Origin of the sequence: Puerhibacterium puerhi, assembly GCF_009846865.1 — a bacterium.
In the GTDB taxonomy this organism is placed as follows: domain Bacteria; phylum Actinomycetota; class Actinomycetes; order Actinomycetales; family Cellulomonadaceae; genus Puerhibacterium; species Puerhibacterium puerhi.
Genome location: NZ_WUWN01000010.1, coordinates 1 through 23,235, shown reverse-complemented (window position 1 = coordinate 23,235; position 23,235 = coordinate 1). Strand labels below are relative to the sequence as shown.

Below are 23,235 nucleotides of genomic sequence, written 5' to 3'. Positions count from 1 at the left end.
GCGGGGGTGGCGGCCCCCGCGGCGCTGGGGCGCCCCGGGGGGGCGCGCCCCCCGCGACGAGCTGCCGATCTCACCGGGGCGGCTCAGCGGCGCCGGAGGCTGCGGCGGTCGAGCAGGATCGCGACCAGCCCGGCGAGCAGCTCCGTGACCAGCGTCGTGGCCAGGATCATCACGGTGACGTAGACGCCCGGCTTCTGCAGCGGGCCGCCGAGGTCGGCCGGGTCGGTGCTCGTGACCAGGTACAGGCCGATCGCGGCGCCGAGGACGACGCCGAGGATGCCGCCCAGCCAGAAGAACGCCCGGTACCGCGGGGCGCGCCGCACCGTGGTGGGGTCGACGACGCTGCTGACCTCGGCCGCGTCGGCGGTCGGCGTGCCGGCCTCCGGCGCCGGGTCGGGCGTGGTCTCCGGGCCGGTCCCGCGGCCCGCCTGCGGGTCCTCGGGCCGGCCGGTCTGCGGGCGCGGGGCGCCCGGCTCGTCCGCGGTGGTGCTCACCCGCCCAGCCTATCGGCGCCCCGGCCCGGGCACCGACGCGGGTGCAGGGACGGCAGGAGGTCCCGGGCCGCACGGCCCGGGACCTCCCGTGGGTCAGCGCCGCGCCAGCGGCGCGTCAGCGTGCGTCAGGCGGCGAGACGGCGGCGGCGCACCACCAGCCACGTGCCGGCACCCACGAGCGCGAGGGCGAGCAGCACGATCCCGGCCACCTGGGCGCCGGTCTGGGGCAGCACGTCCGGGCCGGCGGCCGCGGCGGCCGTCACGGTCAGCGCGGCGGACGCCGTGCCGGAGTCCGCGGTGGCGACGACGGTGTGCTCGCCGACGGCCGCGTCGGCCGGGACGGTCACCCGGGCGGTGAACGTGCCGTCCTCGGCGACGGTGCCCTCGGCGAGGAGGACCGGCGCGGAGTGCAGCTCCACGGCGACCGTCTCGCCGGCGGCGAAGCCGGCGCCCGAGACGGTCAGCGAGCCGCCCTGGGCCACGGTCTGCGCGTCCAGGGCGAGCTGCGGGCCCGCGGGCGCCGGGTCGCCGGGCTCGTCGCCCGCACCGGGCGTCGGCTCCGTGGTGGGCTGCGGGGACGGGTCCGTCGGCGTCGGCGCCTCGCTCGCCGCCTCGACCGTGACCGGCAGCTGCGCCACCGTGCCGGACGGCGCGACGGCGGCGCGCAGGGTGTACTCGCCCGGCGCGGTGTCCGCCGGGACGACGGCGGCGACGTCGGCCGTGCCGTCGACGACGGGGACCTCGCCGAGGTCGACGCCCTCGGCGTCGGGCCGGTCGGCCGGGACGAGCGACAGCGCGGCGGCGGTGTTCTGCGGCGCGCCGAGCGACGTGAGGTCGAGGCCCGACAGCGTCGCCGCCAGCTTCTCGCCGGCGGGCACCGCCGCGGGCAGCTGCGGGGCGACGGTCCGCGTCCGGGCGAACGACGGCGAGACCGGCGCGTTGCCGCTCAGGTACGCGATCCAGGCGTCGCGGTCCACGAGGCCCGAGTCGCGCACGTCGGTGCCGTCGGCGAAGGCGCGGAAGTTGTCGCCGCCGGTGGCCAGGAAGCTGAACGTGGCGACGCGGAAGGTGTCGTCCGGCTGCACGAGCTCGCCGTCGACGTACACGGCGGCGACGTTGTCGCCGGGCGTGGCGTTGCCGTCGGCGGTGCGGGCCACCCAGGTGACGTTGTCGGACAGGCCGAGCGCCAGGTAGGGGCGCGAGGGGCGCTCGCCCTCGCCGTCGGTCTGCCACTGCTGCTCGAGGACCTCCTCGAGCTGCGCGCCCGTGAGCGTCAGCGACCAGAGGTTGTTGACGAACGGCAGCACGGCGTTGGCCTCGGCGTACGTGATGACGCCGTCCTCGCCGTGGAGCAGCTCGGCGCGCAGGCCCCCGGGGTTCGCGATGCCGATCTCGGCGCCGCCGCGGGCCGGGTCGGCCAGGGAGTCGCGCAGCGCGTCGGCGACGAGGTTGCCCAGCGCCGACTCCGAGGCCCGGTCGTCGCGCGTGCCGCCCGTCCACCTGCCGTCGACGTACGACCCGCCGGCGAACGCCGTGGTGATGTCGGCGGTGACCTCGGCGACGGGCTGCTTGCCCACCTCGTCGGCGCGCTCGAGCGCCGCGGTCACGATCCGGTCCACCTCGGCGACCCGCGGGTACGTCGCGACGAGCTCAGCCTCCGACGTGCTCGTCTGCGCGACGTTCTCGGCCTCGTAGGCGAGCACCTCGTGCGTCTCGGGGTCGAGCGAGAGCGTCACGTGACCGACGTTCTCGCCATAGCTGCCGGTCTGGACGATCGGCCGCGTCTGTCCCTCTGCGCCGGGGACGGGAGCGTCCCAGACGTACTGCTTGTGGGTGTGGCCGGTGAGGATCGCCGCGACGCGCGGGTCGCTCTGCGTGACGATGTCGGCGAACACGCCGCCGGCGGCCACCTCGTCCTCCAGCGTGGCGCCGTCGGGCGTGCCGGCGCTCGCGCCGTCGTGCACGAGCGCGACCACCACGTCGGCCTCGCCGTTGGCGTCGTCGCCGTCCTGCAGCTGAGCCGTCACCCGGTTGAGCGCCGCCACCGGGTCCCCGAAGTCGAGGGCGGCCACGCCGGCCGGCGACACCAGGGTCGGCGTCTCCTGCGTCACCACGCCGACGAACGCCACGTCGACGCCCTGGACCGGCACGATCGCGTACTCGTCGAGCGCGGGCTCGTCGGTGCCGTCGCGGTAGACGTTGGCGCCGAGGTACGGCCAGTCGGCGGCGTCCGCGACCCGCCCGGTCAGGTCGTCGTAGCCCTGGTCGAACTCGTGGTTGCCGACCGCCGACGCCTGCAGCCCGAGGGCGTTCAGCACGTCGATCGTGGGCTGGTCCTGCTCGAACGACGACGCGAAGAGCGACGCGCCGATGTTGTCGCCCGCGGACACGAACACCGTGCCGTCGGGGTTCTGCGCGCGGATCTCCTCGACCGTCCCGGCGAACCCGACAGTGCTGGGGTCGCCCGCCTCGGCGGCGGCCTGGATCCGGCCGTGGAAGTCGTTGATGTCCACGATGTCGATCTGGACCGGGTCGGCGGCGGCCGCGGCGGGCGCGGCGGGCGCGGCGAGCGCCGCCGCCGCGGGGACGGCGAGGGTCGCCGAGAGGGCGGCGGCTGCCGCCGCCCTCCCCCGGCGCCAGGGGGACGAGTGGTTCACGGTGCGGTCTCCTCGATCGCTGGATGTCGTCGACCGGCCCGGGCGGGCCGGCTGGTCGGGGCGGGCGCTCACAGCGCGCCCAGGTCCTGCCAGGGGCCCCACGGGCTGGCCCCGGGCTCCTGGTTGCGGGTCCACCACTTCGCCTTCCACAGGCGGCCGTCGTGCGCGACGGTCTCGCCGCCGGTGTAGACCCACGACGGCGTCCAGGCGCTGACGGTGCCGTCGGCGGTCGGCACCGCGGCGCCGACCTCCATCCACGAGCCCCACGGGGTGGAGCCGGGCACCTCGCCGCGGGTCCACCACTGCGCCTCGTACTGGCGCCCGTCACTGCTCACGCGGTCGCCGTCGACGTAGACGGTCCTCGCGTCCCAGGCGGGGGCCTGCGGCTCCGGCTCGGGCTCCTCGGTCGCGCCGGCGCCGAGGCCGACGACGACGGGGTCGTGGTCGCTCGAACGGTACGGGTCCGCCGCATAGAAGAGGGTGCCGTGGTAGTTGTACCGGCTGTACTCGAGGGCGATGGACTCCTCGGCGTTGATCTCCCACACGTCGGCGCCGGTGGCGCGCTCGAGCGCCGGGCCGTTGAGCAGCACGTGGTCGAGCGAGCCCGACAGGCCGTCGAAGGAGTAGGAGCGCTGCCCCTCGGCCAGGCGCGACGCGGCGTCGGTGTACCCGGCGTCGTAGAGCACCTGCAGCGGGTCCTCCTGCGTGTAGGAGTTGAAGTCGCCCACCAGCGCGACGGCCTCGCCGTCGGCGGCGATCTCGTCGACCCAGTCGCGCAGCGCCGTCGTCTGGCGCACCCGCGACTCGTTCGAGGCGCCCTGGCCGTCGCCCGCGTCGGCGTCGCCCGGCCACGGGCCCGCCGAGCCCTTCGACTTGAGGTGGTTGACGACCACGAGGAACGGCTCGCCGCCGCCGGCCGGCACGAACTCCTGGGCGACCGGCTCACGGGCGTTGTCGAACGCGCCGCCGGCGGCCGACTCGGTGCCGAGCGCGAGCGACTCCCCGGAGCGCTCCACCGCGGCGGGCTGGTAGATGATCGCGTTGGTGATGACGTCCATCTCGGCGGCCGGCGGCAGCTGCCGCGACGACGGCACGTAGGCCCAGCGGTCCTCGCCGGCGGCGGCGTTGAGCGCGTCCACGAGGGTGGCGGTCGCCTCGTCGGCCACGCCGTCGACCACCAGCGAGTTCTCGATCTCGAGCAGGCCGACGACGTCGGCGTCGAGCGCGTCGATCGCCGCGACGATCTTCGCCTGCTGGCGCTCCAGGTCCTCGGCCTCGAACGCGCCGCGCGGGCCGTCGCCCGGGCAGCTGCGGGTCGTGACCGGGTCACCGGTGCGGTCGTCGTACGACGTGCAGCCGGCGACGTCGGCGCCGAGCGTGGTGAAGTAGTTGAGCACGTTGAACGTCGCGACCCGGACGTCGCCGCCGACGTCCTCGGGCTGCGCGGTGCGCGTGTCCTCGAACCGCACCGGGGCGGCGGCGCCGGCCGCCAGCGGCCGCGTGGGGTTGAGCTTCCAGGTGCTGTTCCGGTAGTCGACGACCACCGGCTCCGTGAACCGGGCGGCGGCGCCCACGCGCACCGGCTCGTCGAGGGAGACGTACGGCGGGGTGAGGCCCGCGTTGGAGCTGTTGAGGAAGTTCGTCGAGGCGCCGTCGTCGAGCACCACGGCCCGGGCGGCGTTGTCGGCCTCGACCTCCTCGGCCTCGACGGTGCCGGGGCGCGCGACGTCGGTGGGCTGCAGCAGCGGCTCGTCGCCGGCCGCCAGGCCGACCTCGCCGTACTGGTTGGTCGAGTAGGTGTTCGACACGGTGAACGCGCCCGGCGCGTAGAGCATCGACTCCAGCGACTCGCGCGCGGCGTCCGTCCCCGGTCAGTCGACCACGGCCGGGGCGACCGGCGCGGCGTCGGGCAGCGCGACGAGGTCCGTCGCGGCCCGGACGGTGAGCTCGGTGAGGCCCTGGTACTCCGAGACCTGCCCGGTCACCTGCACGGTGTCGCCGACCTCGACGAGGTGGTCGGTCGCGGCGGAGAAGACGAACACGGCGTCCGAGGCGGCGTGCTCGGCGAGGTCGAGCTCCCCGCCCGTGCCGGGCGTCTGGATGGTGTAGCCGTTCAGACCGCCCGTCGGGTACGCGGCGGTGACCACGCCGACCGTGGTGACGGTCTGCCCGGCCAGCGGGGAGGTCGCGCCGGTGCCCTGGATCGCGGCGATCGGCACGACGTCGGCGGGCGTCCCCGGGTCGGTCGGGTCCGGGGTGGGTTCGGGCGTGGGGTCCGGCGTCGGCTCGGGGGTGGGCTCCGGCGTCGGCTCGGGGGTGGGCTCCGGCGTCGGGACGCCGCTGCCGGCGGGCGTCGGCGCGCCGGCCCGGAAGTCCGCGGCGTTGTCGGCGGTGTTCGCGTGCGCGGTGCGCGCGACGGAGGTGGCGTTGGTCGTGGCGGGCGCCGGGGCCGACCCGGCGAACGCGTTCGCGCCGCCCCAGCCGACGATGTCGACCACCTGCGGCAGCTGCGCGCAGGCCGCGCCGGCGCAGTCGAGGCGGGCGGCGTCGCTGACCAGCGCCACCTTGCCGGCGGTGCCCGACATGGCGATCGTCCCGGTCGCGTCCGGGGTGGGTAGGTCGGGCAGGTCGCGGTTCGCGCCGAAGGCCTGGCCGACCAGGTACGACCCGTGCGCCGGCACCGTGCCGGTCAGCGCCGTCTGCGCGCCGTTCGCCCAGGTGCCCGAGGCGGAGGCGTACTGCAGCGTCCAGCCGTCCAGGCTGACCGGCTCGTCGGTGGGGTTCCACAGCTCGACGAAGTCCTGGTCGAACGCCGCGCCGCCGTTGCCGCCGCCGCCGTACACCTCGTCGATGACGACGGGCGCATCGGGCGCGGCGGCGGCCGACGCGGGCGCGGCGAGCGCCACCGTCGTCGGCGCCGCGAGCACCGCCGCGAGCGCCGCGGCGACCGCTCTCCCGCGGCCGTGAGGGAAGACTGTCGTGGTCACGCTGGCTCCTGGCTGCTCGGTGGGCCCGTCGGTGCGAGGCGCCGTCATCCGACCAGCACCCGGTGAACCCCGGGGGAACTGCGGGAGTCGGGACGACGACGGCCCGGCGAAGGTGCCTCGGAGGCTAGCCGTCGCCTGTGACAAGCATGTTTCGCCGCGCCGTCCCGCGGCGCAGGTGCCGGCGGCGCTCCGTCGCTCGGCGCTCGCGCAGGGGCTCTCAGCGCTCCCGCGCCGCCTGCAGGGGCAGGAGCCCGGAGATGTCGGCCCGCTCGCCCGAGGCGCGCACGCGGCCGGCGGCGACGGCGTCGGCCCAGGTCTCCCGGCCGGTGGCGAGGCCGAGCCAGGTGTCGACGTCGGTCTCCACGACGTTCGGCGGCGTGCCGCGCGTGTGCCGCGGCCCGGCGACGGCCTGCACGGCCCCGGCCGGCGGCACGCGCACCTCGACGGCGTTGCCGGGCGCGACGTCGGCCAGCTCCTCGAGCGTGAAGCGGACGGCGGTGGTGACGTCGGCGCGCGAGGCGCCGCCGGCCAGCCAGGCGGCGACGGCGGCGCGTCCGACGACGGGGTCGGTGCGGCGGCGAGGAGGCATGGGAGGGACGCCAGACGTCAGGGCAGGGTGAACCGCACGGCGCGGTCGCGGACCGAGGCCTCGGCGAGGGTGACCTTGACGCGCTCGCCCAGCGGCAGCGACGCCCCGTCCACCCGGGCCTGCACCGCCGGGTCGCGCAGCACCACCTGGCCGCGGTCGACCCCGTCGCGCTCGTCCACGTCGACCACCACGGCGTCGAACCGCTGGCCGACCCGGCCGCCGAGCAGCGCGGCCTCGACGACGTCCACGCAGGCCCGCTCGAACGAGGACGCCGTCCGGCCCGCCGCCGCCATCGTGGCGGGCAGGCCGGGCAGCGCCTCGAGCACCCAGCCGGGCACCTCGCGCCCCGGCCGCGTGGGCCAGGCAGATCTCGGTGCCGTACCGGTCCACGAGGCGGCGCAGCGGCGCGGTGACGTGGGCGTACTCCGCGCCGATGGCGGCGTGGCGGGCGTCGGCGGGCAGGGCGACGACCTCGCCGGCGGCCGCGCCGGGGACCCCACCGCTGCCCGCGCCGCCCGCACCGCCTCCCGCACCGCCGTCGGCGGCCGGGGCGGGCACGCCGAACGCGAGGTAGCCGGCGCCCCGGAACAGGCTCGTGGCCTCGTTGAGGAACGCCGCGTGCGCCGGGCGCCGCGACTCCAGCCGCGGCAGGAGGTCGGGGTACGTCAGGTGCTCGGGCCAGTCGATGCCGAGCGCCGTCGCGGTGCGCCGCAGGCGCGCGACGTCCCGCGGGTCCGCCGCGGGCAGGGTGCGGAAGATGCCGACGCCGGCCTCGCGCATCATGCGGGCGGCGGCGATGCCCGTGAGCAGCGAGATCTGGGCGTTCCAGCCCTCGACCGGCAGCGTGCGGCGGAACTCCAGCCCGAACGAGCCGTCGGCCCGCTGGACCACCTCCTGCTCCGGCACGTCGAGCGAGACGCCGCCGCGGGCGCGCTCGCGCTCCTGGCGCAGCCGGCCGACGTCGGCGAGCAGCTGCAGCGACTCGGGCGCCGTGCCGTCGTCGAGGGCGGACTGCGCCTCGCCGTAGGTGAGCCGCGCGCGCGAGCGCACGACGGCGCGCTCGACCGTGGCCGAGGTGATCTCGCCGTGGGAGTCGAGGCCGATCGTCCACAGGACGGCGGCGCGGTCCTGCTCGGGCAGCAGGCTCGCCGCCCCCTCGCTCAGCGCCGGCGGGTGCAGCGGCGTGCGGGTGTCCGGCCCGTAGACGGTCGTGCCGCGCCGGTGCACCTCGCGGTCCACGGCGCCGCCCGGCGCCACGAACGCCGCGAGGTCGGCGATCGCGTAGCGCACCACGTACCCGTCGCCGGAGGAGGCGACGTGCACGGCCTGGTCGAGGTCGAGGGACCCCGGCGGGTCGATGGTCACGAGGTCGACGTCGCGGCGGTCCCGCCGGTCGGACGCGCTGCGCCGCACGTCCCACGACCCGCCGGGCGTCAGCTCCGCCGCGGCGGCGCGAGCCTCCTCGAGCACCTCGGGCGGGAACATCGCGGGCAGGCGCAGCTCGGCGCGCAGCGCTGCGAGGGCTGCCCGCACCTCGTCGGAGACCGTGGGCGCGATCCGCAGGTTGCGTGTGGGCACGACGCCGACCCTAGCGGCCGAAGGACCTGGTGGCATGGCATGACACCGCCCGACGCGACACCCTCCACGGGGCCTCCACGAGCGGCCCCGCGGCTCCGGTTCCCGGCGGCGTGGGGGGTCCGATATCTTGACGTCGAGCGAAATCCGCACGGCTGCCACCGCAGCACCCACGTCCCAGGGAGCAACGCCGCCCATGGCCTCGTCCGCACAGACCAGCAAGTCCACGATCATCTACACGCACACCGACGAGGCGCCCCTCCTGGCGACGTACTCGTTCCTGCCGATCGTCCAGGCGTACGCCGGCCAGGCGGGCGTCGAGGTCGAGACCCGGGACATCTCGCTGTCCGGCCGCATCCTCGCGCAGTTCTCCGACGTCCTGCCCGCCGACCAGCGGGTCGCCGACGACCTCGCGGAGCTCGGCCGGCTGGCCACCACGCCCGAGGCCAACATCATCAAGCTGCCGAACATCTCGGCCTCGGTGCCGCAGCTCAAGGCCGCGATCGCCGAGCTGCAGGCCCAGGGCTACGCGATCCCCGACTACCCGGACGACCCGCAGACCGACACCGAGCGCGACCACCGCGCGCGCTACGACAAGGTCAAGGGCTCGGCCGTGAACCCGGTGCTGCGCGAGGGCAACTCCGACCGCCGCGCGCCCGCCTCCGTCAAGGCGTACGCCAAGGCGCACCCGCACCGCATGGGCGCCTGGTCGCCGGAGTCGAGGACCACCGTGGCCCACATGGAGTCCGGCGACTTCCGCTCCAACGAGAAGTCCGTCGTCATGCCCGCCGAGGACACGCTGACCATCCGCCTCGTCGCGGCCGACGGCACCACCACGGTGCTCAAGGACGGCCTGAAGGTCGAGGCCGGCGAGGTCGTCGACGGCACCTTCATGTCGGTCCGTGCGCTGCGGACCTTCCTCGCCGAGCAGGTCGCCCGCGCCAAGGCCGAGGACGTGCTGTTCTCGGCCCACCTCAAGGCCACCATGATGAAGGTCTCCGACCCGATCATCTTCGGCCACGTGGTGCAGGCCTACTTCCCCACCCTGTTCGAGAAGTACGGCGACCAGCTGCGCGCCGCGGGCATCTCGCCGAACGACGGCCTCGGCGCGCTCCTGGCCAAGGTCGACCAGCTGCCCGACGGCGCCGCGATCAGGGCCGCCGTCGAGCAGGGCCTGGCCGAGGGCCCCGCGCTGGCGATGGTGAACTCCGACAAGGGCATCACCAACCTGCACGTGCCCTCCGACGTCATCATCGACGCCTCGATGCCGGCGATGATCCGCGCGGGCGGCAAGATGTGGGGCCCGGACGGCGCCGAGCACGACACGCTCGCCGTCATCCCCGACTCGTCGTACGCCGGCGTCTACCAGGCGGCGATCGACGACTGCCGCGAGCACGGCGCCCTCGACCCCGCCACGATCGGCTCGGTGCCGAACGTGGGCCTCATGGCCAAGAAGGCCGAGGAGTACGGCTCGCACGACAAGACGTTCGAGATCCCGACCGACGGCACCGTCGAGGTCGTGACCGCGGCCGGCGACGTGATCATCAGCCACGACGTGGAGGCCGGCGACATCTGGCGCGCCTGCCAGACCAAGGACGCCCCGATCCGCGACTGGATCAAGCTCGCCGTCACCCGTGCCCGCGCGACCGGCGCCCCGGCCGTGTTCTGGCTCGACGCCGAGCGCGCCCACGACGCCAACCTCATCAACAAGGTCGAGCAGTACCTGCCGGAGCACGACACCGAGGGCCTCGAGATCCTCGTCATGGCGCCGGCCGAGGCGTGCGCCTACTCGTTCGCCCGCATGCGCGAGGGCCTGGACACCATCTCGGTGACGGGCAACGTGCTGCGCGACTACAACACCGACCTGTTCCCCATCCTCGAGCTGGGCACCTCGGCCAAGATGCTCTCGGTCGTGCCGCTGATGAACGGCGGCGGCCTGTTCGAGACCGGCGCCGGCGGCTCGGCCCCCAAGCACGTGCAGCAGCTGGTCGAGGAGAACTACCTGCGCTGGGACTCGCTCGGCGAGTTCTTCGCGCTGGCCGCCTCGTTCGAGCACCTGGCCTCGGTGGCCGGCAACGCCCGCGCGAAGGTGCTGGCCGACACGCTCGACCGCGCCACCGGCACCTTCCTCAACGAGGACAAGTCGCCGACGCGCCGCCTGGGCGGCATCGACAACCGCGGCTCGCACTTCTACCTGGCCCTGTACTGGGCGCAGGAGCTCGCCGCGCAGCCCGACGACGCGGAGCTCGCCGCGACGTTCGCGCCGCTGGCCGAGAAGCTCGCGGCCGACGAGCAGCGGATCGTCGAGGAGCTCGTCGCGGTCCAGGGCCGCCCGGCCGACATCGGCGGCTACTACCGCCCGGACGACGCCAAGGCCTCGGCCGTGATGCGCCCGTCCGCGACGCTCAACGAGGCGCTGGCCTCGCTCGGCGCCTGACGACCGACGCCCGAGGGCGGTCCCGCTGCGGCGGGGCCGCCCTCGGGCGTTCCTGTGCCGGGCGTTCCTGTGCCGGGCGCTCACCAGGACCAGCCGCGGGCCGCGAGCTCCAGCTCGATGCGCAGCCGCTCCGCGGCGGCGGTGCGCTCGTCGGCGCGCAGGGGGCGGTCGTCCACCGGGACGCCCGCCATCCGGCACGCCTCGCGCAGCAGCGCGTCGTAGGCACCCTGGGTCGCGTGCCAGTGGTGGGCCCGGGCGTAGACCGCCGGGTCCTGCTCGACGTCGCGCAGCTGGCGCGCCAGCTCGCCGAGGCGGACCTGGAGCCGCAGCGTCGTCAACGGGTCCGGCCCGGGGATGCGCCGGCGGCGGCGCTGCGCGCGGCGCGGGCGGTGCGGCCCGCGCCGGCGGTGCCGCGGCCACAGCGGCGCCCGGGCGGCAGCCGCCGTGAGCGCGGCGACCGTCGTGGAGCCGAGGGCGGTACGCCACATCGCGGCCTCCCGGGACGGGTCGCTCCCACTCTATGGAGCCCGCGGCGCGCATGCGCGAGGATCGGCTCATGCCGGTCGCCCGCCGTCCGCACGCCGTCACCGCCGTCCTGCGTGCCGTCCTGCGTGCCGTCGTGCCCCTCGTCGCCGCCCTCGGCGTGCTGCTGCTCGGCGCGTGCGACCCGGGGGACGACCCGGCGCCGCCCGACGGCGCCACGACGGGAGCGCCCACCGCGGGCCCGAGCACGGCGCCGGGCGTGACCGCCGTGCCGTCGGCGGCCCCCGCGCCCGCTCCCCCGCCGGAGATCGCGCCGGGCACGGAGGGCTACCTCGACGTCGACGGGCGCCCCGTGCGGCTCGTCGTGCCGGCGTCGTACGACCCCGCCGCGCCCGCACCGCTGGTCCTGCTGCTGCACGGCTACGGCTCCGACGCCGCGGAGGTGGACGCCGCCCTCGGCCTCTGGGCAGAGGTGGAGCGACGCGGCGTGCTCTACGTCCTGGCCGACGGCACGCCGGACGACGAGGGGCGGCGGTTCTGGGACGCCACCGAGGCGTGCTGCAACTTCTTCGGCCCCCCGGTGGACGACGCCGGCTACCTCGCCGACGTGCTGCGCACCGTGGCCGCGTCGTACGCCGTCGACCCCGGCCACGTGGCGGTCGTGGGCCACTCGAACGGCGGCTTCATGGCCTACCGGATGGCGTGCGAGCACGCCGAGCTGGTCACCGCCGTGGTCTCCCTCGCGGGGGCGATGACGGCCACGGCCGACGACTGCGCGCCGTCACGCCCGGTGAGCGTGCTGCAGGTGCACGGCACGGCGGACTCCACCGTCCGGTACGACGGCGGCAGCACCGGCCCGTTCCCGTACCCGTCGGCGACCGACTCGGTCGACGCCTGGGCGCGGCTGGACGGCTGCGGCGCCGAGCCCGCCACGCGGGCGGGCGCGCTGGACGTCGAGGAGTCGCTGCCGGGGCCGGAGACGTCGGTGACGACGTACGGCGGCTGCCGCGACGGAGCGCGCGTGGCGCTGTGGACCGTCGAGGGCGCTGAGCACGTGCCCGACCTCGCGCCCGGGTTCGCCGCGGCGATGCTCGACGCGGCGCTGGGCGCGGGCTGAGCGGGCGGGCCCGGGCGCTGCCCGGACCCGCCCGCGGGGCTCAGCCGAAGATGCGCGGCAGCGTGCCCTCGAAGGCCTCGCGGGCCTCGGCCAGCGGGATCTCGAGCGCCCCGCCCTCGAACGGCCCCTCGACGACCACGGCGTCCCCACCGGTCTCGCCGAGACGGACGACGGGCACGCCGGCGGCCTGCGCCGCGGCGACGACCTCGGCCTCGCGGGCCGGGTCCACGGCGACGAGCGCGCGCGCCGTGGTCTCGCTGAACAGCGCGGCGAACGGGGTCACGCCGTCGCGCTCGGCCACCGGCGCCACGGAGACCCGCGCGCCGACGCCGAAGCGCAGCGACGCCTCGAGCAGCGCCTGGGCGAGGCCGCCCTCGGACAGGTCGTGCGCGGCGGCGGCCAGGCCGTCGCGGCGGGCGGCCACGAGCACCGAGGCCAGCGCCTTCTCCGCGGCGAGGTCCACCCGCGGCGGCACGCCGCCCAGGTGCTGGTGCTCGACGTCGGCCCAGGCCGAGCCGTCGAGCTCGTCGGCGGTGGTGCCGAGCAGCAGCACGCTCAGGCCGGCGGCGCGCCAGCCGGAGGGCACCGCGGTGCGCACGTCGTCGAGCACGCCGAGCACGCCGACCACCGGGGTGGGGTGGATGGCGGAGTCGACGCGGCCCGGCTCACCGGTCTCGTTGTAGAGCGACACGTTGCCGCCGGTCACCGGCACGCCGAGCTCCTGGCAGGCGTCCGCGAGGCCCTCGATCGCCTCGACGAGCTGCCACATCGAGTCGGCGTTCTCCGGCGAGCCGAAGTTGAGGCAGTCGGTCACGGCGAGCGGCTCGGCGCCCACGGTGGCCACGTTGCGGTAGGCCTCGGCGAGCGCGAGCGCCGCGCCCGTGCGCGGGTCGAGCTTGGCGTAGCGGCCGTTGGCGTCGGTGGCCAGGGCCACGCCGCGGTTCGTGGACTCGTCCACGCGGACCACGCCGCCGTCGTCGGGCTGGGCCAGGGCGGTGTTGCCCTGCACGAACCGGTCGTACTGGTCGGTGACCCAGGCCTTGGAGGCGAGGTTCGGCGCGGCGAGCAGGCGCAGCGCGGTGGCGCGCAGCTGCTCGGCGGTCTCCGGGCGGGGCAGGCCACGAGCGGCGGTGGTGTCGGCGACGAGCGCGTCCTGCCAGGCCGGGCGGGCGTACGGGCGGTCGTAGACCGGGCCCTCGTGCGCCACCGTCTTCGGGTCGACGTCGACGATGCGCTGGCCGTGGTGGTCGATCGTCAGCCGGCCCGTGGCGTTGACCTCGCCGATCACCGACGTCTCGACGTCCCACTTCGCGGTGATGGCGAGGAACTCGTCCAGCTTCTCCGGCCGGACGACGGCCATCATGCGCTCCTGCGACTCCGACATGAGGATCTCGCCGGCGTTGAGCGTGGGGTCGCGCAGCAGCACCGAGTCGAGGTCGACGTGCATGCCGCCCTCGCCGTTGGAGGCCAGCTCGGAGGTGGCGCAGGAGATGCCCGCGGCGCCGAGGTCCTGGATGCCCTCGACGACCTTGGCCTGGAACAGCTCCAGGCAGCACTCGATGAGCACCTTCTCCATGAACGGGTCGCCCACCTGCACGCTGGGGCGCTTGGCCGGCACGCCGTCCTCGAACGTCTCCGAGGCGAGGATCGAGGCGCCGCCGATGCCGTCGCCGCCGGTGCGGGCGCCGAACAGGATGACCTTGTTGCCCACGCCCGAGGCGTTGGCCAGGTGGATGTCGTCGTGCCGCAGCACGCCGACGCACAGGGCGTTGACCAGCGGGTTGCCCTGGTAGGACGCGTCGAAGACGAGCTCGCCGCCGATGTTGGGCAGGCCCAGGGAGTTGCCGTAGCCGCCGACGCCGGAGACCACCCCGTGCACCACGCGGGCGGTGTCGGGGTGGGCGACGTCGCCGAAGCGCAGCTGGTCCATGACCGCCACGGGGCGCGCGCCCATCGAGATGATGTCGCGCACGATGCCGCCGACGCCGGTGGCCGCGCCCTGGTAGGGCTCGACGAACGACGGGTGGTTGTGCGACTCGACCTTGAAGGTCACCGCCCAGCCGTCGCCGATGTCGACGACGCCGGCGTTCTCGCCGATGCCGACGAGCAGGTGCTCCTTCATCTCCTCGGTGACGCGCTCGCCGAACTTGCGCAGGTGCACCTTGGAGGACTTGTACGAGCAGTGCTCGGACCACATGACCGAGTACATGGCCAGCTCCGCGGCGGTGGGCCGGCGGCCCAGGATGTCGCGGATGCGCTGGTACTCGTCGGCCTTGAGGCCGAGGTCCGCGTACGGCTGCACCTCGTCGGGGGTCGCGGCGGCGTGCTCGACGGTGTCGAGCACCGGGCGCTGATAAGTGGCGGCGGACGACTCGGCAGGAGCGGTCATCAAGTTCCCTCGGTTCGCACGGCGCCCCGACCGGGTGATCACCGCCCGCCCCGTGTCGCGAGCGACGACGGCGGGCGCGGGCCGGCATCCGGCATCGGTCGGAGCCGGGGTTCGGCGCCAGTCTACCGGCGGGCGCCCGGGCTCCGGGCCGCGGGCAGGACGACGCCGGTCGTCCTGCCCGCGAGCCGGTGCGCTCAGCCCTTGACCGAGCCGGACGCCAGCCCGGCGACGTAGTAGCGCTGGAGCGCCACGTACAGCACCACGCACGGGATCATCGCGACGACGGACCCGGCGGCCAGCAGGCCGAAGTCCACCTGGCCGTACGCGCCCTGCTGGAGGTTCACCAGCGAGACCGGCAGCGTGTAGAGCGTCGAGTCGGTGAGGAAGGTCAGGGCGCCGAGGAACTCCGTCCACGAGGCCAGGAAGGCGTACAGCGCCGCGGTCGCCGCGCCGGGCACCACGAGCGGCCGCAGCACCGAGACCAGCATGCGCAGCGTGCCGGCGCCGTCCACGTGCGCGGAGTCCTCGATCTCCCCCGGCACCGCCTCGAACGCGTTGCGCATGACGAAGATGCCGAACGGCAGGTTCATCGTGGTGTAGAAGAGCACGAGCCCCAGCAGGCTGTCGGTCAAGCCCATGGCGTTCATCTGCAGGTACAGCGGCGTGAGGATCGCCTGGAACGGGACCATCAGCGTCACGAGGACGAGGCCGAACAGCACCGACCGCCCCCGGAAGCCGAACTTGGCGAACCCGTAGCCCGCCAGCGTGGCGAGCACCGCGGTGAGCACCGCCGTCGTGACCGAGACGACCGCCGAGTTGACGATGCCGCGCCAGATCTCCGGCTGCTCGAGGATCGCCCGGAAGTTCACGGCGGACAGGTCGAAGAACCGCCCGTCGGGCGCGGCGACGACGACGTCGCCCGGCTGGCCGGCGCGCACGAACGCCAGCAGCAGCGGCGCGAGGAACACGCACGCGGCCAGCGTGCCGCCCACCACGTAGAGGGTGCGCCGGACGCGGGTGTCGCGCTCCGGGCCGGTCGAGCCGGCGTCGGCCCCGCGGCCGCGGGCGGCGGTGCGCGTGCCGGCGAGCGTCCGCCGGCCGGGCAGGGCGAGCGTGGCCATGTCAGCTCCTCTCCCGCAGCAGCCAGAACTGCGCCGCGGTGACCAGTCCGGTGATGACGACCAGGACCAGCGACATCGCCGTCGCCGCCCCCAGCTGCAGCTGCACGAACGCCCGCCGGTAGATCGCGAGCACCACCGTGGTGGTGTCCGAGCCGGGGCCGCCCTGGGTCAGGATGTAGAACTGCGTGAACGCGAGGAACGACCCGATGACCGACAGGATCACCGTCATGGCGATCGTGCGGCGCAGCATCGGCACGGTGATCGACCGCTCGCGCACCCACCAGGACGCGCCGTCCAGCTCGGCCGACTCGTACACCTCCCGCGGGATGCCCTGCATGCCGGACATCAGCAGCACCATGGTCAGGCCCGAGACGCCCCAGATCACCATGACGCACAGCAGGCCCGTGGCGAGCGGCCCGTCGACGAGCCAGGCCGTGGTGCCGTCGGTGATGCCGAGCGCGCGCAGCACGACGTTGACCATGCCGCTGTTGGGCTGGGCCTCCAGCAGCATGAGGAAGCTCAGCGTCGTGAGCCCGACGACGTACGGGACGAAGAAGACGGTGCGCAGCAGCGTGGCGCCGCGGCGGTTGGACCGGACCACCACGGCGAGCACGTAGCCCACCAGCAGGATCGGCCCGGTGACGATCGCCGTGTACAGCAGCGTGTAGCCGACCGAGCGCCAGAAGGACGGGTCGGTGAGCACCGCTGCATAGTTCTCCAGCCCGATGAACCGGAAGGAGCCGATGAGCGGGAAGTTCGTCAGCGAGATGACCACGGCCGCCACGAGCGGCACGAGGACGAAGACGACGACGAACGCCACCGCCGGGGCCACCAGCAGGACGCCGGTGCGGTCGGGGTGGGTCAGCGTGCCGCGGCGGCGCGCCGGGCGGCGGCGCTCCCCGCGGGCGGCGCGGGCGGCCGGCGGCGTGACGCCGGCGCGGGGGACGGCGGGCGCGCTCATGCCTGGGCCTGCCTCAGGATGCGGTCGTACGTGGACTGCGCCTCCTCCATGGCGGCATCGACCTCCCCGTCGAAGACGGCGCGGCGGAACATGCGCAGCCACGGCCCGTCCTGCTGGTTGTAGATGAGGTTGTAGGCGAGCGTCGTGGGCGCGTAGCCGGACTCGAGCGTCTCGAGCGGCGGCACCACGAGCGGGTACTGCTCGGCGAACTCGGGCGTCGCCACGTCGGAGCGGATCGGCGAGTAGTAGCCCTCGGGCATGCGGGCCTGCTGCTCGCGCGCGACGGCGAAGCGGATGAACTCCGCCGCGGCCTCCGGGTTCCTCCCGCCCACCGGCATGCAGAGGTTGTCGCCGCCGTCGAAGAAGCTGCGCCCGCCGTCGGGCCCGGGCAGCAGCACCACGCGGGTGCGCTCGAGCAGCTCGGGCGAGGCGTTGGGGGCCACGACGCCGTACCCCGCCGGGAACATCCCCAGCCGGCCGGCGACGTAGTCGGCCGACCACCGCGACGCGTCGTCGGCGAAGCTGCCCGGCGGCACCAGGTCCTCCGCCCAGAAGGTGCGCAGGAGGTCGAGCGTGCGGCGCACGGCGTCGTTGCCGGCGACGTCGCCGCGCTGGTCGCCGACCTCGCCCGCGATGAGGTCGGTGCCGGCGGCCCACACGTGCGGCTGCACGGTGAAGCCGAGCGCCCCCGACGCGTTGCCGGGGTACGACCAGCCGTAGACGTCGTCGCCCAGGGCCGAGATCGCGCGGGCCGCCTCGAGCAGCCCGTCGAAGGAGCCGGTGTGCTCGTCGACGTCGAGGCCGGCGCGGTCGAACAGCTCGGTGTTGCAGAACAGCACGGAGAAGTCGCCGAGGAACGGGATCCCGTAGTGCCGGCCGTCCTTGGTCGCCAGCGCCAGGTGCCCCGGGCTGAGGGCGTCGCCGAGCGCCAGCTCCTCGACGATCGGCGTGAGGTCGGTGAACGCGTCGCGGAACGCGAACTGCGTCGAGTAGATGTCGTCGATGTCGATGACGTCCGGCACCCGCCCCCCGCGGATCGCCGTGGCGACCTTCGTGACGTACTGGCCGTTCTGGATCGGCGTGAGCCGTACCTGGATGCGGTCCTGCGCCGCGTGGAACGCGTCGACCACGGCCTGCACGCCGTTGACGGTGTCCGAGCGGCACCAGAAGTTGACGGTCCCGCGCGCTCCGTCGCCGAACCCGGGGGCGCCGACGTCCACGACCGGGACGTCGCGCGCGCAGCCGGCCAGCGCCGCCGCCGCGCCGCCCGCGCCCAGCAGCGCGAGCACCTGGCGTCTGGTGAGCTCCATCGCTCTCCTCCTCCGCGCCCCTGCGGGCGCACGAGCCTCCGGCGCCCGTGCGGGCGCTCGACTCCCCCGCCGCGGGCGTCGGTGCCCGCGGCGTGCGGCGGGGCGCCCGTGGGCGCCCCGCCGTGGTTCAGGCGACCGGCACCCAGACCCGCATCGCCTGCGGCCCGCGGTTGGCCCACAGGTGGTACGGGATCGCGCGCAGCGTGACCGGGCGGGACGCGGCCGGCGCGGCGCCGGCCGGGCGGTACTGCCCGGCGCCGGCCGGCACGGCTGGCCGCTCGGCGACCGTCCCGCGCGCCGTCACGACGACGACGCCGCCGAGCAGGTCCGGGCGCTCCTCCTCGCCGAGGGGCGCGGCGGGGTCGAGCCGCACGTCGTCGAGCACCGCGCCCGGCTCCTGGTCGCCCTGCTCGAGGGCGTACACGAGCGGCCCGCGCTCGATCGCGACGCAGCCGCGCACGGCGTCCACGCGGGGGTCCGCCGCCGTCAGGCGCGGGGCCACGGGCAGCTCGAGGACGACGGCGTCCCCGGCCGCGAGCGCCCGGTCCACCGTCGCGTAGGCGCCCGGCGCCACGGAGGCGCCGTCGAGCGTCGCGCCGTGGGCCCACGCCGGGACCCGCAGCGCCAGGCGGGCGCCGGCCGGCGCCTCCTCGACGTGCACGACGACCCGGCCCGCGTGCGGGTAGCGGGTCTCGACCCGCAGCCGCAGCGTGCCGCCGTCGAGCGCCACCGCGAGCGTCCCCGGCGCGTACTGGTGCAGCTGCACCGCGTCGCCGGTGGTGGTGGCGAGGTAGCCCTCGAGGCTGGACAGGGTGCGCATGACGTTGGGCGGGCAGCAGGCGCAGCCGAACCAGGGCAGCCGGCCGCTGGCGGGGGTGCGCTCCTCGTCGGCGTGGGCGTCGGCGCGCACCTGCAGCGGGTTGACGTAGAAGTACTCGGTGCCGGCCAGGGACAGCCCGGCGAGGAAGCCGTTGAGCAGCATGCGCTCGATCTGGTCGGCGTAGCGGGCGTCGCCCGTGGCCAGCAGCAGGCGCCACGCCCACTGCACGCCCCCGATCGCCGCGCAGGTCTCGGCGTAGGCGCGGTCGGCGGGCAGCTCGTACGGGTCGCCGAACGCCTCGCCCTCCCACCGGGAGCCCAGCCCGCCGGTGATGTACTGCTTGGCGTCGACCATCGCGGCGTACTGACGCTCCAGCGCGGCGAGCAGCTCGGTGTCGCCGGTCTCGACGGCGACGTCGGTCGCGCCGGCGCCGAGGTAGACGGCGCGGACCGCGTGGCCCTCGACGGTCGTGGCCTCGCGGACGCGCACGCGGTCGGAGAAGTAGGTCGGCGCCTTGCCGTGGCCCGCGATGATGCCGGTGCCCCGGGCCTCCACGAACCAGCGGGCGAGCTCGAGGTACGCGGCGGTGCCGGTCTCCCGGTACAGCTCGACGAGCCCCATCTCCACGACGGGGTGGCCGTCCACCTCGCGCAGCTTCCCGTCGCCGTCGCCGAACGTGGCCACGAGGTGGTCGGCGAGCCGCACCGCGACGTCGAGCAGCTCGCGCCGGCCGGTGGCCCGCGACTGCGCGACGGCCGCCTGGAACAGGTGGCCCGCGCAGTACAGCTCGTGGCTCCACGGCAGGTCGGTGTACCGCTCCACGCCGCGCAGCTGCGGCACCGAGTCGAGGTAGCCGTCCGGCGCCTGCGCGGCGGCCACGGCGCGCGTCACGCGCAGCACGTCCTCGAGCAGCCGCTCGTCGGGCTCGCGGCCGTACTCCCACGCCGCGGCCTCGAGCCACTTGTGCACGTCGGAGTCGGCGAACACGGGCCCCTCGGCCTCGCCCTCGGCCTGCCCGGCGGCGATCTCGAGGTTGCGCAGGTTGCCTGCCTCGTGCAGCCGCTCGAGCCCGGACGGCACGGAGGCCTCGCGGTTGGCGCGCAGCCGGTGGCCCCACAGCCCGCCGTCGATCGACGCCGCGCCCGGGGGCAGCGGCCGCAGGGCCGCGATGGCGGAGGTCGTGGGCGCGGCGGGGCCGCGCCCGGTGGTCGGGCCGGCGGGCCGATGCGTCGTCGTCGTCATGCACCTCTCCCTTGAGGACGGATCTGCGGAAACTAGGAATCCGATTTCCTCGTACCGTACGGACACGACCGCGAGGCGTCAACACCTCCGGTGCGGCACATGGCTAGGATCGTGGGACCCGCTCCGAGGAGTTCGGCGGAACGGTCGGAAAACGGAAAGGAGACGGCGGTGGCCGAGACCCCGGGCGTCGTCCGGATCACGGACGTGGCCGCGCTCGCCGGCGTGTCGCCGAGCACCGTGTCCAAGGCGCTGAACGACACCGGCTCGCTGCGCCCGGCCACCCGCGCCCGCGTGCGCGAGGCCGCCGAGCGCCTCGGGTTCGTCCCGGACGCCACGGCCCGCTCCCTGTCGGCGCGCCGCAGCTTCACCGTGGGCCTGCTGAGCACGGACTCGGCCGGCCGGTTCTCGCTGCCGGTGGTGCTCGGGGCGGAGAACGCGCTCGTCGGCGGCCAGATCTCGGCCCTGCTCGCCACGGCCCGGCACGACCCGGTGCGCGAGCAGCACCACGTGCGCAGCCTCGTGGCCCGGCGCGTGGACGGCATCATCGTCACCGGCCGCACCGTCGACCCGCGCCCGCCGATCCACGTGCCGATGCCGGTCGTCTACGCCTTCGCCCCCTCGCAGGACCCCGACGACGCCTCGGTGGTCCCGGACGACGCCGCGGGCATGCGCGCCGTCGTCGCGCACCTGCTGTCCCTCGGCCGACGCCGGATCGCCTACGTGGGCGGCCGCGGCGACCAGCTCGCGTCCACGGTGCGCCACGACGCCCTCGTCGACGCCCTGGGCGAGCACGGGCTGCAGCGCGCCGGCGACCCGCTGTACGGGGAGTGGTCCGAGCGCTGGGGCCGCCTCGCGGTGGACCTCCTGCTCGGCGACCACCGGCCCGGGGACCCGCCGCCCTTCGACGCCGTCGCCTTCGCGTCCGACCAGCTCGCCCGCGGCGGCTGCGACCGCCTGCGCGACCGCGGGATCCGCGTCCCCGAGGACGTCGCCGTCACCGGCTACGACGACTGGGACGTCATGGCCCTGGCCAGCCGGCCGCCGCTGACCACCGTGGACCCGCAGCTCGAGCGGCTCGGCCAGCGCGCCGCCGAGCTGCTGCTCGCCGCGATCGACGGCCACCCGTCCCACGGCGTCGAGACGTCGCCGCCGCGCCTGGTCGTGCGGGCCTCGACGATGGGCGACGGCTGACGCGTGCGCGCCGCCGCCGGCGCTCGGGCGCGCCCGCTCAGACGTGCCGCAGCTCGACGCCCCTGCGCTCGGGCATGAACCACACCGCCACGGCGGCCGCGAGGCAGACGAGCACGAAGTAGAGGGTGAACACCCACTGCAGCCCGAGCCCGAACAGCCACTGGTTGAGGTACAGCGCCGTGCCGCCGAAGATCGCCACGCTCAGGGAGTTGGCGATCCCGATCGTCCGGGCCCGGTAGCGCGTCGGCAGCTGCTCCGCCAGGAGCGCCGAGTACATGGAGTTGCCGCACGCGACGAAGCACAGCGCGACGGTCTGGGCCACCAGCAGCGTCCAGGGGGCGTCGCTGATCATCCCCATGAGCGGGAAGCTCAGCACCACGAACCCCAGCGCGAACGTCAGGGTCACCGGGCGCCGGCCGACGCGGTCGCTCACGAGGCCGGCCACGGGCATGAGGCACACGCACACCGCCTGCGCCACGAGGCTGGAGGCGAACGCGGCGGACGGGTCCATGCCGTGCTGGGTGGTGGCGAGCGTCGAGGCGGAGGTCAGCCACGTGTAGAAGACGATCGTGATCGCCGCGACGAACCAGAAGATCCGGAAGCCGGACCAGAAGACGGCGCGGCGCACGCCCGGGTCGGCCGGCGCGTCGAGGTCCTCGTGGGCCAGCTCCTGGGTGACCGCCTCCGACTCCATCATGCGCCGGCGCATGATCAGCACGGCCACGCTGAGCAGCGAGCCGACGGCGAACGGGACGCGCCAGCCCCACGCCGCCATGGCGTCGTCCGGCAGCAGGCCGGTCAGCGCCCAGCCGAGCGCGGAGGCCAGCATCGACCCCACCAGGACGCCGGTGGACAGCGTGGAGGAGAAGAAGCCGCGCCGCGGGGCCGGGGCGATCTCGGCGATGTACGCGTAGCCGGCGGTCGACTCGGCGCCGTGCGCCATGCCCTGCACGAGCCGCGCGACCAGCAGCAGCACGGACGCGCCCACGCCGGCGACGGCGAAGGCGGGCGTCACGGCGATGAGCAGCGACGCCGCCGACATCGTCAGCATCGTCGCCATCATCACCGCGCGGCGCCCGTACCGGTCCGCCAGGTACCCGGCGAGCACGCCGCCCACCGGCCGGAACACGAAGCCGACGCCGAAGATGGCCAGCACCTGCAGCAGCGACGAGGCCGGGTCGCCGGGGTCGAACAGCGCGGCGGTGAGGAACGGCGTGAAGACGACGTAGATGTTCCAGTCGAACCACTCGAGGCCGTTGCCGACGGCGGAGGCGATCATCGAGCGGCGGCGGGCGGCGTCGACGCGGACCGGTCCACCGGCCGCGGTGCTCAGCGAGGTCACCGCGGGAGCGTAGGCGCAGGGTCCCCGCGCGGGCTGTGATCCCGGCCACCGCTCCGGTGTGACGGCTGCCGCGCCGCCCGCTGGCGAGAGGCCCGGCGGCGGCGTCCCATGGTGCTGAGGCCGCAGAGCGGCGGTGCCGACGACGACGTGGGCGCCGGGCGCGCGCGACCCCGGCCGGATGACTCCGCGTGCGGGAGGGGACGTGCGATGACGCGCGCACTCGTCGGGGGCATCGCCGTGCTCGTGGACGGCACGGTGCTCGGCGCCGCGGCCGCCCTCGGCCAGGTCCTGGTGGCGCTCGGCGCCGCCCTGGTCGCCCTCCTGCTCGCCGCCGCCCTGGCGCTGACCACGCCGCTGCGCGAGCCCTCCGCGGCCGCCACGGTCACCCTGGGCACCCCGCCCCGCACGACGACGGCCGACGACGAGGACGCCGCCGCGCCCGCGAGCGCCGAGGCGGTCACGGACGGTGCGCCGGACGCGGCGGCCGGCGAGGCGCCCGTCGGCGCCGAGCCGCCGGCCG

The 23,235-nt window shown here is 75.5% G+C and carries 16 protein-coding genes and 4 pseudogenes; 4 read left to right on the top strand and 16 right to left on the bottom strand.

What is annotated here, in order from left to right; genetic code table 11:
• Positions 1-83 precede the first annotated feature (83 nt).
• The 9 genes and pseudogenes from GSF02_RS07585 to GSF02_RS07565 all read right to left on the bottom strand — a co-directional run.
• The gene (locus tag GSF02_RS07585; protein WP_159794377.1) at positions 84-494 is read right to left on the bottom strand and encodes a hypothetical protein; all 411 of its coding nucleotides are present in this window, start codon (positions 492-494) and stop codon (positions 84-86) included.
• A gap of 125 nt (positions 495-619) precedes the next feature.
• Positions 620-727: an LPXTG cell wall anchor domain-containing protein gene (locus GSF02_RS19140; RefSeq protein WP_408003875.1), complete on the bottom strand. Its 108-nt coding sequence runs from the start codon at positions 725-727 to the stop codon at positions 620-622.
• A gap of 312 nt (positions 728-1,039) precedes the next feature.
• Positions 1,040-3,025: pseudogene (locus tag GSF02_RS18815) on the bottom strand (5'-nucleotidase C-terminal domain-containing protein); the annotation flags it as partial.
• Positions 3,026-3,219: 194 nt separating this feature from the next.
• On the bottom strand, positions 3,220-3,435 hold the full coding sequence (locus GSF02_RS19135) for a carbohydrate-binding protein (RefSeq protein WP_408003874.1): 216 nt from the start codon (positions 3,433-3,435) through the stop codon (positions 3,220-3,222).
• Positions 3,427-3,513 (bottom strand): annotated as a pseudogene (locus tag GSF02_RS19130) (carbohydrate-binding protein); the annotation flags it as partial. The gene GSF02_RS19135 and the pseudogene GSF02_RS19130, both read right to left, overlap by 9 nt.
• Positions 3,514-3,558: 45 nt before the next feature.
• Positions 3,559-6,186 (bottom strand): annotated as a pseudogene (locus GSF02_RS07575) (ExeM/NucH family extracellular endonuclease); the annotation flags it as partial.
• A gap of 169 nt (positions 6,187-6,355) precedes the next feature.
• A complete protein-coding gene (locus GSF02_RS07570) occupies positions 6,356-6,727 on the bottom strand; it encodes a sterol carrier family protein (RefSeq protein WP_159794375.1) in 372 nt (123 codons plus the stop codon).
• Between the two features lie 17 nt (positions 6,728-6,744).
• Positions 6,745-7,020: a hypothetical protein gene (locus GSF02_RS19085; protein ID WP_328799008.1), complete on the bottom strand. Its 276-nt coding sequence runs from the start codon at positions 7,018-7,020 to the stop codon at positions 6,745-6,747.
• Positions 7,021-7,171: 151 nt separating this feature from the next.
• Positions 7,172-8,212: pseudogene (locus GSF02_RS07565) on the bottom strand (RNB domain-containing ribonuclease); the annotation flags it as partial.
• A gap of 286 nt (positions 8,213-8,498) precedes the next feature.
• On the opposite strand from GSF02_RS07565, the gene GSF02_RS07560 reads away from it, so the two are divergent.
• Positions 8,499-10,739, top strand: coding sequence for an NADP-dependent isocitrate dehydrogenase (locus GSF02_RS07560; RefSeq protein ID WP_159794373.1), 2,241 nt, complete (start codon positions 8,499-8,501; stop codon positions 10,737-10,739).
• 80 nt (positions 10,740-10,819) lie between these two features.
• Here GSF02_RS07560 and GSF02_RS07555 read toward each other — a convergent pair whose 3' ends face one another.
• Entirely contained in the window at positions 10,820-11,227 is a 408-nt protein-coding gene (locus GSF02_RS07555; protein ID WP_235915442.1) for a hypothetical protein, read from the bottom strand.
• 68 nt (positions 11,228-11,295) lie between these two features.
• On the opposite strand from GSF02_RS07555, the gene GSF02_RS07550 reads away from it, so the two are divergent.
• Positions 11,296-12,339 carry an alpha/beta hydrolase family esterase gene (locus GSF02_RS07550; RefSeq protein ID WP_159794371.1) on the top strand — a complete coding sequence of 348 codons (1,044 nt, stop codon included), beginning with the start codon at positions 11,296-11,298 and terminating at the stop codon, positions 12,337-12,339.
• A gap of 40 nt (positions 12,340-12,379) precedes the next feature.
• On the opposite strand, the gene purL is transcribed toward GSF02_RS07550, so the two are convergent.
• From purL to GSF02_RS07525, 5 genes are all read right to left on the bottom strand, one after another.
• Entirely contained in the window at positions 12,380-14,728 is a 2,349-nt protein-coding gene (gene purL / locus GSF02_RS07545) for a phosphoribosylformylglycinamidine synthase subunit PurL (RefSeq protein WP_159794369.1), read from the bottom strand.
• Between the two features lie 194 nt (positions 14,729-14,922).
• Positions 14,923-15,849, bottom strand: coding sequence for a carbohydrate ABC transporter permease (locus GSF02_RS07540; protein WP_235915441.1), 927 nt, complete (start codon positions 15,847-15,849; stop codon positions 14,923-14,925).
• Between the two features lies 1 nt (position 15,850).
• A complete protein-coding gene (locus GSF02_RS07535) occupies positions 15,851-16,810 on the bottom strand; it encodes a carbohydrate ABC transporter permease (RefSeq protein ID WP_159794367.1) in 960 nt (319 codons plus the stop codon).
• Positions 16,807-18,120 carry an ABC transporter substrate-binding protein gene (locus GSF02_RS07530; protein WP_159794365.1) on the bottom strand — a complete coding sequence of 438 codons (1,314 nt, stop codon included), beginning with the start codon at positions 18,118-18,120 and terminating at the stop codon, positions 16,807-16,809. The genes GSF02_RS07535 and GSF02_RS07530 overlap by 4 nt, the downstream gene beginning before the upstream one ends.
• A 127-nt stretch (positions 18,121-18,247) precedes the next feature.
• Entirely contained in the window at positions 18,248-20,182 is a 1,935-nt protein-coding gene (locus tag GSF02_RS07525; protein WP_159794363.1) for a glycoside hydrolase family 127 protein, read from the bottom strand.
• Positions 20,183-20,350: 168 nt separating this feature from the next.
• On the opposite strand from GSF02_RS07525, the gene GSF02_RS07520 reads away from it, so the two are divergent.
• Positions 20,351-21,373 carry a LacI family DNA-binding transcriptional regulator gene (locus GSF02_RS07520; protein WP_235915440.1) on the top strand — a complete coding sequence of 341 codons (1,023 nt, stop codon included), beginning with the start codon at positions 20,351-20,353 and terminating at the stop codon, positions 21,371-21,373.
• Positions 21,374-21,410: 37 nt separating this feature from the next.
• On the opposite strand, the gene GSF02_RS07515 is transcribed toward GSF02_RS07520, so the two are convergent.
• Complete coding sequence (locus GSF02_RS07515) at positions 21,411-22,715, bottom strand: MFS transporter (protein ID WP_201308840.1); 1,305 nt, start codon at positions 22,713-22,715, stop codon at positions 21,411-21,413.
• 207 nt (positions 22,716-22,922) lie between these two features.
• Here GSF02_RS07515 and GSF02_RS07510 point away from each other — a divergent pair.
• The coding region (locus tag GSF02_RS07510) for a hypothetical protein (RefSeq protein ID WP_408003873.1) at positions 22,923-23,235 on the top strand (313 nt) is incomplete at its 3' end.

Bases quoted from the DNA above. Each gene is read 5' to 3' on its own strand.
- GSF02_RS07555 (WP_235915442.1), bottom strand. From the start codon at position 11,227: ATGTGGCGTACCGCCCTCGGCTCCACGACGGTCGCCGCGCTCACGGCG.
- GSF02_RS07550 (WP_159794371.1), top strand. From the start codon at position 11,296: ATGCCGGTCGCCCGCCGTCCGCACGCCGTCACCGCCGTCCTGCGTGCC.
- GSF02_RS07560 (WP_159794373.1), top strand. From the start codon at position 8,499: ATGGCCTCGTCCGCACAGACCAGCAAGTCCACGATCATCTACACGCAC.
- GSF02_RS07525 (WP_159794363.1), bottom strand. From the start codon at position 20,182: ATGACGACGACGACGCATCGGCCCGCCGGCCCGACCACCGGGCGCGGC.
- GSF02_RS07535 (WP_159794367.1), bottom strand. From the start codon at position 16,810: ATGAGCGCGCCCGCCGTCCCCCGCGCCGGCGTCACGCCGCCGGCCGCC.
- purL (WP_159794369.1), bottom strand. From the start codon at position 14,728: ATGACCGCTCCTGCCGAGTCGTCCGCCGCCACTTATCAGCGCCCGGTG.
- GSF02_RS07530 (WP_159794365.1), bottom strand. From the start codon at position 18,120: ATGGAGCTCACCAGACGCCAGGTGCTCGCGCTGCTGGGCGCGGGCGGC.
- GSF02_RS07570 (WP_159794375.1), bottom strand. From the start codon at position 6,727: ATGCCTCCTCGCCGCCGCACCGACCCCGTCGTCGGACGCGCCGCCGTC.
- GSF02_RS19085 (WP_328799008.1), bottom strand. From the start codon at position 7,020: ATGGCGGCGGCGGGCCGGACGGCGTCCTCGTTCGAGCGGGCCTGCGTG.
- GSF02_RS07540 (WP_235915441.1), bottom strand. From the start codon at position 15,849: ATGGCCACGCTCGCCCTGCCCGGCCGGCGGACGCTCGCCGGCACGCGC.